Source organism: Pseudomonas sp. P105, from assembly GCF_032614175.1.
GTDB lineage: Bacteria > Pseudomonadota > Gammaproteobacteria > Pseudomonadales > Pseudomonadaceae > Aquipseudomonas > Aquipseudomonas rhizophila.
The window spans coordinates 3646103-3660211 of record NZ_CP126693.1 but is presented as its reverse complement, the minus strand read 5'-3'; the positions used below and the strand labels follow the sequence as shown (position 1 = coordinate 3660211).

Below are 14109 nucleotides of genomic sequence, written 5' to 3'. Positions count from 1 at the left end.
TCAAACCGCTCCGTGTGTAGCAATGGCCGTGAGACGCGCCGCCAATTGTTCGTGCAAGGCGCGTTGCTCAAGGATGGTCAGGTGTTGCGCCGTGATGACCTCGCGGGTCAACGGCCCGCTGCTCAGGTCTTCCCAATGCGGGTCGGCGAAGTCGGCCTGGGCCAGGGTGTCGCTGGCCCACCAGACTTGCACCGGGCAGCTTAGCCGGGCAGGCTTGAAGGTCGCCAGCAGATGCTGCGTGTGCTGCTGGTAGCGCAGCCGCGTTTGCAAATGCTCCCAACTGTCGCCATCGAGTTGCAGGCCTTGCTGGCGTGCCCACTGCACCAGCTCTGGCAGGCGTGCCGCTGGGGGCAGGGCGTCCAGTTGCTCCAGCAATGCGGCCATGATCGGTGGCGGCAACCGGCGCATCACGCTCTGGCTTTCCGGTGTCAGCGCTTGGGAGGCTGACTCCAGCAGCGCCTCGACACTGTCTTCTGGCGCTTGATGCTGGTACTGCGAGTCGATGATACCGAGAAACGCCACTGCTTGGCCCTGGCTTTCCAGGCGCGCGGCCGCGGCAATCGCCAGCAGACCACCGAGGGAGAAGCCCAGCAGGTGGTACGGCCCCTGGGGTTGCTGTTGGCGCAGGTGCTCGACATAGAGCGCGGCGAGGCTCTCGATATCGCCGCCCAGCGTTGTGCTGTCGTCGCTCAGGTACGCCGCCTGCAAGCCCCACAGATGCCAGGCCGACAGCGGCGCCAGCAGCGTGCGGTAATCCTGCACGTGGCCGGTGGAGGGGTGGAAGCAGAACAGATTGGCGGCTTCGACAGCGTTTGGCGCCGACAACCGCACCAGTGGCGAGAGTTTGAGCTCGGCCTGCACCAATGCTGCAAATGCCGAGACGCTCGGGGCGTTGAACACCGCATTGACCGTCACTGGTGCCGACAGCGCGGTCTGCAGGCGACTGGCAAGCGTCACCGCCGCCAGGGAATGGCCGCCCAGCTCGAAGAAATCATCGTCGATGCCCACTCGCTCCAGGCCCAGCACCTGTGCCCAGACCTCGGCGAGCAAGGCTTCCAGCGGCGTGCGTGGCAAGGCACTGCCGACCGTGTCGAGGACTTTGTCAGCCCATTGCTGCAGGGTCTTGCGGTCGAGCTTGCCGTTGCCCATCAGGGGCAAGGCTTCGACGATCCGCAGGGTGGGCAGCATGTAGTCCGGCAAGCAATCCTGGGCCTGGCCATGCAGCCTGGCGACTGTGGTCGAATGCCCGGGCGCCAGGGTCATGAAGGCGAACAGTTGCTGGCCGAGCTCGCCGCGAGGGATGCATTCCACCGCGGCCTGGGCCACACCGGGAAGGCTGGTCAACTGCGCCTGGATCTCGTCGAGTTCCACGCGAAACCCTCGGATTTTCACCTGACGGTCGGCCCGCCCGGTGATCTCCAGGCTGCCGTCATGGCGATAGCGGGCCATGTCGCCGGTGCGATAGAGGCGTTCGCCCGGCCGATGTGCCAGCTCGATAAAACGTCCGGCGCTTTGTTGCGTGTCCAGATACCCGCGGGCCAGTTGCGGGCCGGCGATATACAGCTCGGCGCTTTGCCCTGGGGCGGCCAACGCTTGCTGCTCGTCGAGCAGGTACAGGCGCATGCCGTCGAGGCGGTCGCTGAGGGGCAGGCGACGATAATCTACGCTCGGATCGGCTTTGTGCATCACCACCCCAACGGTGGTTTCGGTCGGGCCGTAATGGTTGAAGACCGTTAGCGCCGGAGCAAGGCTGCGAATGCTTTGCAGCAGGCGCCGCGAGCAGCTTTCGCCACCGAGAACCAATTGCTTGCGCGGCAACACGGCAGCGCTTTGGGCATGAATCAACCAGGCGTCGAGCAACGACGGCACGATCTTCAGGTGATCGATCGGGTACTGCTCCTGCCAGGCTGCCCAGGCCTGGGCGTCCATGGCCGTTTCCTTGTCCAGCAGGTGCAATTCGCCGCCGCTGAGCAGGGCCGGGAACAGCAACGTGTAGCCCAGGTCGGCCGCCAGTGAGGTGACCACTGCACTGCGTTCGCCTGCGGCCAGTTGCAAGCGCCGGGATACGCTGGCGACATAACTGGCCAGCTGTTGGTGCTCGACGATGACGCCTTTGGGTGTACCGGTGCTGCCGGAAGTGAACAGCACGTAGGCCGCGTCCTGTCCTTGGATCTCGACGTTGGTTGCAGTCGTTGGCGCTTGCTGCCAGGCCGCTTCCTCGCGCAGGTCGAGGCTGCCGATGCCCGGCAACGCAGGGGCGCTGCCGGCCGAGCCGCTGAGTATGAAGGTCGGCTGGGCTTGTTGCAGGATCGCCAGCGAGCGTTGTGCCGGCTGATGCACATCCAGAGGAACGAACGCCGCGCCGCTCTTGAGCACGGCGAGCATGGCCTGGACCATCTGTGCCGAGCGATCCAGGTACAGCGCCACGCGATCTTCGCGACCCACGCCCTGGGCGCGCAGGAAATGCGCCAGTTGGTTACTGCGGGCCTGCAGTTGGGCATAGCTCAACTGCCCATTGGGGTCGCGCAGGGCCAAATATTCGGGAAACTGCGCGGCACATTCATCGAAACTCGCCGGCACGCTGGTAAACGGCAGTGCCGCAGCGTCGGATGGCGCCTGCAGGGCGGTCAGCGTTGCGGTAAAACTCGGCGCCTGCACTGACAGTTCGGCCAGGGGCTTGCCTGGGTTGGCCAGGGCATCGAGCAGCAGCGATTGGAGTTGCTCCAGCAGGACCAGGGCGGCCTGTTCGCTATAGCGGCCCGGCAGGTGGCAGAGGTTCAGGCGATAGCCGCCAGCGGTCGTTTCGGCCACCAACAGCAGCTCCATGCCCGCGGGGATGGCCTGTGCGTCCAGCACCGTGAGCGTCGACGCCATGCTGCCCAAGGTGTCGAGCCGATCAGGCAGCTGCCCACCCCACTGGAAGCCGTACTGCAAAGTGTCGGCCGGCAGTGCAGCGCTGACGCCGCAGTATTCCTGCCATTCGGTGGCTTGCTCGCAGAGCACCTGAAAGTTCGCCAGCGCCTGGGCAAAATGGCTGTCCGCCGCCGCTTGCCAGCGCAGGGGCAAGGGCTTGGCGAACATTCCCCAGCAATCGGCGAGTTCTTCATAGTCGTCGCGGCAATCGTGGACCCAGTTCAAGGTCAGTGCCGGGCTGTCGCCGCTACTCAGGCGCTGCAACAGCACGCCCCAGGCCGTCATCAGCACTTGTTCGGGCGATGCGTCGTGACGCTGGCAAAAGCTTTCCAGGGCCATGCTCAACTGTGGGTTGGCGCTCAAGCGAGTGGTCACCGGGGCGTCGGAGCGGTCGCTGCGAACCTCACGGTAGAGCAACTCGCTGGCGACCGCTTCGTCCAAGGCCTGGCTGGCCCAGAAACGCCGGCCAGGCTCGGCGTCTTCATCGGCCTGCAACTCGTAGAGCCAGGCGCTGTACTGGGTATAGGTCATGGCCTCGTCATCCACCGATGGCGCCTCTATCGAGCCCAATGCCTGCGCCAGGCGCAGCAAGGTCCCGCGATCCGCGCTCAGCGCCGGCAGTTGCAGCGTGACCCGCTGCCGATCGCCGTCGAGCGCTTGCACCTCGACGCTGATGGCGTCCGTGGCCGTGACCGTGGATTCAACCACTTGCAAGGGCATCAGCAAGCCTGGCTCTGGCCGTACCCGCAGGCGCAGGGCCTCGTGGCACACGCTCAGGGCGGCGAGTCGTTGGTGCAGACGCTCCAGGGCCAACGGGCCTTTTATTTCCAGTTCCAGGCGCGCCGCCGGCAACCCCGCCAACCACTGGCTGCGTTGTTGGGGCGAGAGGGCGAAGGCTTCTTCGCGAGTTTCAAAGGCGCTCATGCCTGCACCTCCGCAGCCAGCGGCGGCTGTGCTTCGGGCAGGCAACCGGTCAATTGTTCGCGACGCATCATCTGGCCCATGGCGACACAGATCTTGCGCTCACCCTCGAAGGGATCCCGGGCGTGGGCCACCAACATATTGTCCAGCATCACCATGTCACCCTTTTGCCAACTGAAACGTACCGCGCAGTCTTCATAAGCCTCGCCGATCACTTGCATCACTGCGTCTTCAATCACGCTGCCATCGCCGTAGTACACGTTGCGTGGCAAATGTCCGGGGCCGAACAGGCTGATCAGGTTGCTGCGCACTTCCGGTTCCAGGCAGGCGGTGTGGTGCAGTTGCACCTGGTTGAAGAACGACAGTTCCAAGGTCTCGGGATGCTCGACGATGGCCGGGCAGTGCTGGGCGATCCGCAGGTTGTCGGCCCCCAGCCATTCCCAGCGCATGCCCGACGCCAGGCATTGGCGCTCGACTTCCTCGCGCTGTTCGGTCTTGAAGAAGTCCTGCCAGCGCACATCCAGCTTGTCGGTGAAGTGCCGCACGTACAGCAGCCCCAAGGCCTTGAAGCGAGCGACGATGTCCTCGGGCAAGCGCGCCAGCACCTGCCGGCAATCGACGATGGGCGTGCAACCGCCACGCGGCGCCGGCGTTTCGCAATAGAACCACTGCTTGCGTGGCCACTGCGGCAGATGGGAGCTCTCGTTGTGGAAGAGAATCATGTGCTGTTCCGGGTACGGCGTGGAGTGGTAGATGTTCTTGCCGGACTTGTTTTTCGGCAGGTCGCCGTAGGTCCCGTAGAGGTCGGGTTCGATGGCCTGGGCGAACTGTTCGAAAGCGCTGGCATCCGGCAGGTTGAAACCCCGGAACAGCAGGCCGCCGTGGGTCAGCAGCTGTGCATTGATCCATTCCCGCGCTTGCAGCGCCCAGTGCACCGGGTCCAGGTCGCCGAGCAACGGCTCGATCACCAACGGCAAGGCTTGCCCGGCGCTGAGGGTGCGGGTACGGACCTGCTCATGGGCCACCTGGCTCACAGCGGTTGCACGGGTCTGCTTGAGCTTGCTCAATTTGGACTGCTTGCGGGCGCTGCGTGCCGTGGCCTCGTCGAGCGACGAATCCGCCAGGGACGCTGCGCTGGCGTTGCCACCCTCAAGGCGCCACGACCAATGGTCCAGCGCTTGCCCCGGGGCCGAGACGATCTGCTCCAACAGGCTCTCGAAGCCTTGTTCGAGGCGCTGGATGGTCGGCTCCTGCAACACGCTGGTGCGATACACCCAGCGCACATTCAGGCCTTGATCTTCGTCCTCTTCGACAAACACGGCGAGGTCGAACTTGCTGCTTTCCTGGCGTGATACCAGGTGTTCCACCTCAAGGTCCGGCAGGCTGGCATTGCCGCTGGGGGTGTTCTGCATGACGAACAGCACCTGGACCAGGGGATTGACCCCTGGTGTACGCGGCGGTTGCAGCTCCTCGACCAGTTTGTCGAACGGCACCTGTTGGTGCTGGAACGCCGACAGGCAATCCTCGCGCAAGCGTTGCAGACGGGCGTCAAAGCTTTCGCCCTCGCTCAGGCGGGCACGAATCGGCAGCACGTTGACGAAGAACCCGATGAGATGTTCCAGGGCCGGATGTTCGCGGTTGGCTAGGTCGGTGCCGACGATAAAGTCGTTGGTTCCGGTGGCCCGTTGCAACAGGCTGTTGAAGGCATTGAGCAGGACCATGAACAGCGTCGCCCGCTGCTGTTGAGCATAGGCCTTGAGCACCTGGGCCTGGGCCGGTGTGAAGCGTTGCTCCAGGGCCGCCCCCTGATAGTCGGGACGCGCCGGGCGTGGCTGGTCAAGCGGTAGCGGGATCAGCGTTGGCGCGCCGTCGAGCTGGCGGCGCCAGTAGTCGATGGCCCGTGCCAGCAGGCGCTGTTGGGTTTCGCTGCGTTGCCAGTAGGCATAGTCGGCGAACTGGATCGGCAACACCGGCAGCACCGGTGTCGAACCGCTGGTACGAGCCTGGTACCCGACGATCAGCTCCTGCATGAGGATGCCCATGGACCACGCATCGGTGGCGATATGATGCAGCACCAATTGCAGCACATGATCGTCGGCGCCCAGGCGCAGCAGACTGGCGCGCAACATCGGCGCCTGTTGCAGATCGAACGGGCGTGCCGCCTGTTCATCAATCAAGCGTTGCAGGGTTTGCGCTTGTTCCTCGTGGTCGAGGTGACTCAGCTCGGTCGGCGTCAGGTCAACCCGCGGTGCCGGGCTGATGACCTGGCAAGGCTGGTCGCCGTGGAGATGGAACGCCGTGCGCAAGGACTCATGGCGTTCGAACACGGCCTGCAACGCCGCTTGCAGCGCTGCGACGTCCAGCGCACCACGCAGCCTGATGGCGGTGGTCATGTTGTAGGCGGCGCTGGGGCCTTCGAAGCGATCCAGGAACCACAACCGTTGCTGGCTGTAGGACAGCGGCAATGGCTGGTTGCGTGGCGCCAGGGCAATCTCGCTGTTGCCGTCGGCCTCGGTCTGGGCGTCGCGTTGCTGATCGACCGCTTCGGCCAATTGTTCCAGGGTGCCACGCTCGAACAGCGTGCGCAGCGGCAGGTTCACGTTCAACCGTCGGCGAATCCTCGACAACACCTGGGTGGCCAGCAGCGAGTGACCGCCGATGGCGAAGAAGTCGTCGTGCACACCGACGGTGTCCAGGCCGAGAATTTCCTGCCACAGCTCGGCCAGGACCTGCTCGGTCGGCGTGCGCGGTGCCAAGCATTGCGCCTGCGCCGTTTCGTCCTGGGGCACACCCAGGGCGGCGAGGGCGCGACGGTCGACCTTGCCATTGGCGTTCAGCGGCAATTGCGCAAGGGCCAGCCAACGGGCTGGAACCATGTAGCTTGCCAGTTGCTGGCCCAGGTAAGCGCTCAAGACCTGTTGCGCGGACTCGCTGCCCAGGTTGGCCGTGTCGTCGAGCACATACCAGGCCACCAGTTGCAACGCCCCGCGCGCGTCGGGCAGTGCCAGCACCGCCGCGCTGTCCACCGCTGGGTGTTGCATCAGGCGGTTTTCGATCTCGCCCAGTTCGATGCGGTGGCCACGAATCTTCACTTGCTGGTCGCGCCGCCCGAGGTATTCGATCACGCCATCGGCGCGCATCCGGCCGATATCACCGCTGCGATACAGCCGCGCATCGGCCTGGAACGGGTGCGGAACAAAGGCTTCGCGGGTGCGTTGCGGGTCGCGCAGGTAGCCGCGACCGACGCCGACACCACCGATGCACAATTCGCCGGGTACACCGACAGGGACCAGGCGCAGCGCCGAGTCGAGAACGAACACCTGGTTATTGGCGGTCGGCTTGCCGATGGGCATGTGCAGGCAGTCGTCGGCGGGCGCTTCGGTGATGGGGTAGAAGGCAACGTCGTCCGAGCATTCGGCGGGACCGTAGGCGTTCATCAACGGGATCGCCGGGAAGCGGGCGAACCAGTCCCGCGCCAGGGCCGGCGGCAATGCCTCACCGGTGGGCAGGAGCCAGCGCAGGCTCGCCAAGGTGTGGTGCGCCTGGCTTTCCTGGAGCATGCCGCGAATCAGCGCCGGCACGGTTTCCAGCAGTGTCAGTTGCTGCTCTTGAACCGCATCGAGCAGAGCCACAGGGTCGTGGGCCTGGGCATCGGGAAGGATGTGCACGGTGGCGCCGAACAGCGGCGCGGCGAGGAACTGCCACACGCTGATATCGAACGCCGCCGAAGCCGTCTGGGCAATCCGGTCGTGCTCACCCAGGCCCAGGCTCGGGACCTTGCCGAACATGTTGTTGAGCATCCCGCGTTGTTCAACCATCACGCCTTTTGGCGTGCCGGTGGAACCCGAGGTGAAGATCACGTAGGCCAGTTGATCCGGGTTGTGCGCATAGGTGACCGGCGGCTGTTCGCGGCCTTGCCAGAGCGCTTGGGCGATCAGGCAGGTGGGTTGCTGGCGCATCTGCGGCAGGACGTAGTCCAGCGTCGAGCTTGCGTGCTCGCAGACCAGCAACAGCGGTGCTTCGCCCAGGTCCAGCAGCTCCGCCAGACGAGCATGGGGCTGTTGGATGTCCAGGGCCTGGAACGCCGCGCCGACCTTGAGCGTGGCGATCATCATCGTCAGCAAGGCCAGGCCTCGCTCAGCGAACAGCGCCACCAGGGTTTCCGGGCCGGCACCGGCCGCTTGCAGCGCATGGGCGATGCTGTTGGCGCGGCGGTCCAGTTCGGCGTAGGTCAGCGATTGCCCCTGGCATACGGCAGCGAGGTGTTGTGGACGGTTGCGCACTTGTTCGGCGAACAGCGCCGCATAGCCGCGCTCCAGCGGGAAGTCGACGTCGCTGCGGTTGCAGTCGATCTGCAACTGCCGGCGTTCCGCCTCGGGCAGCATGTGCAGGCTGCCCAGTGGCGCTTGCGGCGTCTCCAGCATGCCCGAAAGCAGCTGCACCAGATGGCCGAGCATGCGCTGCACGGTGTCAGTGCTGAAACGCATGCTGTCGTAGGACAGGCGAATGCCCAGGCGGTCGCCGGGGTACAGCACCACCGTCATCGGGAAGTTGGTGTGCACCCGGTCTTCATAGATGTCGATGCTGAAGGCATCCAGTTTCACGCTGCTGATATCCAGCGGCGCGTTCTCGAACACCACCAGGCTGTCGAACAACTGCTGGCCGCGCGGCACTTGGCTGCAACGCTGGATGTCCACCAGCGAAGCGCTTTCGTGTTCGCGCAATTGCGCGTTGTGGGACAGCAGCGCCTGCAACCAGTCGGCCACTGGCACCTCGGGGTCGACATCGATGCGCAGTGGCAGGCTGTTGATGAACAGCCCGACCATTTCTTCTACGCCGGCAAGGTCAGTCGGGCGGCCGGCGACGGTCACGCCGAACAGCACATCGCGGTTGCCGCTGTAGCGCGACAGCAACAGCGCCCAGGCGCCCTGGATCCAGGTGTTGGGGGTCAGTTGGTATTGCTGGCACAGCTGCTGCAGCCGTTGGGTCTGGGCGATGCTCAGGGTCTGGTCGAAGTCGCCGACCTGTTCCGGTGCCTGCTCCGGGCGTGCCACGGGGGTGTCCACATGCAGTGGCGTCGGTTCGCTGAAACCGGCCATTTCGGCCTGCCAAAACGCATGGGCGGCGGCCATGTCATGGCGTTCCAGCCAGCTCATGTAGCCGCGGAAGGAGCGCAGGCGTGGACGGGCCACCGGCTCCTGGCGCACGATGGCCTGATAGATCGCCAGCAGGTCTTCCATCAGCAGGCCGAAGCACCAGGCGTCGGTCAGGATGTGGTGGAAACTGCGCACCACGGCGAAGCGTCGCTCATCGAGTTGGAACACCCGCAGGTGGGTCAGCGGCGCACAGGCCATGTCGAAACCTTGCAGGCGCTGTGCTTCGAGGGCCTGGTCCATCGCCAGGCGCTGCTGTTCTTCATCGAGGTGGCGCAGGTCCTGCCAGTCGAACGCCCGATGAGTTTGGCGGTATACGCATTGCAGCGGCTCATGATCGTCCTGCCACCAGAAGGCAGTGCGCATCATGGGGTGGCGCTCAAGGAACAACTGCCAGGCCGCTTCCATCGCCGGGCGCTGCAGTACCCCGTCCCAGCTGTAGCGTTGCTGCATCAGGTAGATGCCGCTGTGGGGTTGCAGCAGGGTGTGCAACAGCATGCCCTGTTGCATGGACGACAGCGGGTAGACGTCTTCGATGTTCGCCCAGTCCAGCGGTTCGGATGCCAGGGTTTTCGCTTGCTTGTGGCACAGCGCAAATGCCTGGCTGGCGGGGCGCAGGTCGGCTGCGCTGGCCAATCCGGCGAGTTCGTTCAAGCGTTGTGCCAGGCGCGGTGCCCAGTCGGCGGCGAGGGCGCCGTGGCTGCGCAGGTGCAGGCAGTCATCCTGCCACCAGGCGTCCAGGGTCAGCGGGCAAGTCGAAGCTGTCGCGGGGCTTGCGGCTTCGACCTGGGCCAGGATGCCACGCTCTTCGCGATGGCTGTCGAGGTTGCCGAGCCAGCGAATGGCCACCGATGCCGCCGGCAGATCACGCAGCGGTTCTTGCAGGTAGGTGTTGTCCGACAGGAAACGCAGGGCGCCATAGTCGACGCCGTGCTGCGGGTAGGCGCGCATTTGCGCGGTCAGGGCATGCAAGCGTTGCAGCAGGCTGTCGCCTTCGGGCTGGAGGAAGTACGGCACAGCCAGGGCCAATGGTCCCATGATGCGTGCCGGGTCGAGGTCGGCCACGGCAATCGGCGCATTTACCGGCAGGCGCTCGGCGCTTGGACGGGCATCGTGCACGCTCAGCGCAACCAGGCCATTGCCGCACAGTTCACGGCACTGTTCGACCACGGCAGCGGCCAACAGGCTGTTCCAGTCCAGTTGCAGCACTTCGCCCAAACGCTTGAGCTCACCTGAGGTGGCGGCCGGCAGGGTCTGCTCGACCACGCTGGCCGGCTGCTGGCTGTTCGGCAGTTGCAGCGTTTCCGTGCCGGCGTATTGCAGCCAGTGTTCCCAGGCGTCGTCCAGGGCATCGCCCTGTGCATGGGCCTGCTGGTGCCGCGTCCACTGAGTGAAATCGCCACCGGTGTAGGACAGGCGCACCGGCCGCTGATAGCGCAGTTGCGCCAGGGCCAGGTTGAGGTCAGTCAGCAGCAGCGACCAGGATGCCTCGTCCAGACACAGCGGATGAGCGGCCAGCAGCAGGGCGTGTTTGCCGTCCACCTCCAGCAGGCGGGCATGCAGGGTTTGGCCGGCGTCCAGTGCCAGCGCGTCGACACCGGCCTGGGCCAGGGCTTGCAGTTGCGCCGGGGCGCAGGTCTCCAGTTTCTCGGTGGCGATGACCGGGGCCTTGGCCGCGACCAGTACCCGTTGCTGCCACTGACCCTCCGGCAGGGCCTTGAGCGCCAGGCGCAAGGCCTGGTGGTGTTGCTGCAAGGCGCAGATGGCCTGGGTCAGCAGCTCGCTATCGAGCGTCTGGCTCAGCGCCACGCAACGCCAGGTGGCGTGCAACGGCCCTTGTTGCAGGCGCGCCAGTTGCCCGGCGGCCAGCGGCAGGTCATAGCCATCGGCAATCTCGTGTGCCACGCCATGGCTGGCATCGGCGCCCAGCACCCGGGCGATATCGGCGATGGTGCGATTCTCGAAGAGCTGGCGGGGCGTGAGTTTCAGCCCTTGCTGGTTGGCGCGGGCGATGATCTGCAAGTTGATGATCGAATCGCCGCCCAGGGCGAAGAAGTTGTCGTGCACGCCGACACGTTCCAGCTTCAGGACTTCCTGCCAGATGGCGGCCAACTGCGCTTCGACTTCATTGCGCGGCGCGACATGGGTGGCGCTGTCGTCCGTGGATTTTTGCGGGAGCGGCAAGCGCTGGACATCGACCTTGCCGTTGCGGGTCAGGGGCAGTTCGTCGAGGGTGATGAAGTGCGCCGGCACCATGTAGTCCGGCACCCGCGCACCCAGGTCGTTACGCAGTTTCGTGGCGGACAGCGACTGGCTGGCGACCAGGTAGGCCACCAGGCGCAAACTGCCGTCCAGTTCCACGGCACGGACCAGCGCCTGTTCGATCAGCGGCGACAGGCGCTTGAGCTGCGCTTCGACTTCGCCCAGCTCCAGGCGGTTGCCGCGGATCTTGACCTGACTGTCGACCCGACCGAGGAACGCCAGTTGGCCGTCCACTTGCCAGCGCACGCGGTCGCCAGTGCGATACCAGCGTTGCTGATCGGCGTCGAGATGGAAGCGTTCGGCGGTCAGGTCCGGGCGGTGCAGGTAACCCCGGGCCAGGGCGCCGTTGATCAGCAGTTCGCCGGATACCCCGGTGGGCACCAGGCGGCCGTTGGCATCGACCACTTGCAGTTGACGGTTCGGCAGTGGCCGGCCGAGGGCGATGCTGCGCAGGCCCGCCGGCAACTCGGTGGCAATCGCCCCGACTGTCGCTTCGCTCGGCCCATAGTGGTTGAAAACCCTGAGCCCTGGCGCCAGGCGGTTGACCTGTTCCAGCAGCGCCGGGCTGAGGGCGTCGCCGCCGAAGACCAGCAGGGCGCGGGGCAGCAGGCGGGCATCGGGCAACGCCTGCAACAGGCCGGCCAGATGACTTGGGGTGATCTTCAGCACATCCACCGGGTGTTGGTCGAAGAGTTCGGCCAGTGCCAGGGGGCTGAAACCGCTGTCTTCATCCACCAGCAACAAGCTGGCGCCGCTGCACAGGGCGCCGAACAGTTGGGTGTGGCCCAGGTCGGCGGCGATGCTGGACAGCAAGCCGTAGCGAGCCGCCGGTGGCGGGTTGAGCACTGCGTGCACCGCCGTCAGGTAATCGACGATGGACTGGTGCTCGACCACCACGCCCTTGGGGGTGCCGGTGGAGCCCGAGGTGTAGATCACGTAGGCAGCATCGGTCGGGCTGTGGACCACGACCGGTGGCGTGTCTGGCTGGGAGGCGATGGCGTCGGTCTGTTCCGCCAACCACAGCGTCGGCGTGTGCTCGGCCAGGTCTTTGAGCAGGGGTGAAGCGGCGGCACCGATCAGCAGTGCGGCGCGGCTGTCCACCAGCACGTCGGCCAGGCGCCCGGCAGGCTGCTTGAGGTCCAGCGGCAGATAGGCGGCGCCGGCCTTGAGGGTGGCCAGCAGGGCGATCACGAACTCGGCGCTGCGTTCCAGGGCCAGTGCCACCACGCTGTCGTGGCCGATGCCCTGGGCACGCAAATACTGGCTGAGGCGGTTGGCCTGCTGATCCAGTTCACGGTAAGTCAGGGCGCTCTGGCGGTCGCGCACCGCCAGCTGTTGCGGGTGGGCGGCCACCTGTTGTTCGAAGCGCTGGTGCAGGCACGTAGCGGCTACCGGCAGTTGTACACCACGGCCCTGCACGAGCAATTGCTGGCGTTCTTCAGGGCTCAGCCATTCAAGCTCGCTGACCCGGCACTGCGCGTGCGCCGTCATCGCCAACAGGATCGCGCGCAATTGGGCCGACAACACCGCGACTTCGGCATCGCTGAAGCGACTGCGGTCGTAGCTGATCAGGTAGTGCAGTTGTTTGTCCGGCACCACGATCAGCGACAACGGGAAGTGGTTGCGGCCTTGGGTGTGGGTAATGCCATCGACCTGCTGGTCGCTGCTCGGGGCACTGAAACTCAAGCCACCGGTGTCCTGGTTAAGTGCGTCGGTGACCGGGAAGTTCTCGAACACCAGGATCGAGTCGAACAGCGCTTGTTCAGCGGCGATGCGCGTCATCGACTTGAGTTTGCCCAGTGGCAGGTAGGCGTGGTGGCGCAGATCGCTGTTGGCTTGCTGCAAGTGTTGCAGCCAGTCCACCAGGGTCGGCTCGTCGGCCCATTGCACGCGCAGCGGCAAGGTATTGATGAACAGCCCGACGGTGCTGTCTACCGCCGCCAGGTTCTCCGGACGCCCGGCGACTGTGACGCCATAGACCACGTCGTCACGCCCGGCGTGTTGGCCCAGCAGCAGTGCCCAGGCGCCCTGGATCAGCGTGTTGATGGTCAGGTCATGCTGACGGGCGAAGTGCGCCAGTTGCTCGGTTTCGCTGGCGGCCAGCAGGCTTTCCCGTTCGGCGAACGGTGCCCCCGCAGGCGCTGGCTGGCGTACGGCGAAGCTGGGCAGTGGGGTCGGCTCGCTGACGTCCTGCAACTGTTCGCGCCAGAAGCTTTCGGTGGCGGCCATGTCCTGTTCCGCCAGCCAGGCGATGTAGTCTCGATAAGGGCGGGTCGGCGCCAAGTGGGCGGGGCGGCCATGGGCTTGTTCGTAGTACAGCGCCAGCCACTCCTGCACGGCGATGCCGACGCTCCAGCCGTCCATGAGGATGTGATGGAAGGTCCAGATCAGATGCCAGCGCTCGGGGGCCAGGCGCACCAGGCACACGCGCATCAGCGGCGAGTCATTCAGCTCCAGGGGTTGTGCCCGTTGTTCCAGTGCCAACTGTTCCAGCGCGGCCTGCGGCTCGGCGCGGTCCTGCCAGTCCAGTTCAGTCAAGGGCAACTCAACGTCCTGTTGCACCACCTGATAGGCATCGTCCAGTTCCTCCCAGAGAAAAGCACTGCGCAGCACCGCGTGACGCTGCATCAGCGCCTGCCAGGCACCACGAAAAGCGCTCAATTGCAGCGGGCCGTTCATGTCCAGGCTCAACTGCTGGTAATACACCCGCGAATCCGGTTCGTAGACGCTGTGGAACAACAGGCCGTGCTGGGTCGGCGAAAGGGAGTAGATGTCTTCGATGTTGTTCATGCTTGTTTGGTCCATTTCAAAGTCTTGAAAACTCAAGTGAGTCGATCAGGGCGCCGCGCCGGTCCGAGAC

2 protein-coding genes are annotated in these 14109 nt (G+C 65.3%); both read right to left on the bottom strand.

The window, feature by feature from the left end:
• Window positions 1-3837 (bottom strand): non-ribosomal peptide synthetase, encoded by a 3837-nt coding sequence (locus QOM08_RS16305; protein WP_188251109.1) that lies wholly within the window; start codon window positions 3835-3837, stop codon window positions 1-3.
• Window positions 3834-14039: a non-ribosomal peptide synthetase gene (locus QOM08_RS16300; protein ID WP_316911808.1), complete on the bottom strand. Its 10206-nt coding sequence runs from the start codon at window positions 14037-14039 to the stop codon at window positions 3834-3836. Before QOM08_RS16300 ends, QOM08_RS16305 begins: the two co-directional genes overlap by 4 nt.
• Window positions 14040-14109: the final 70 nt, after the last annotated feature.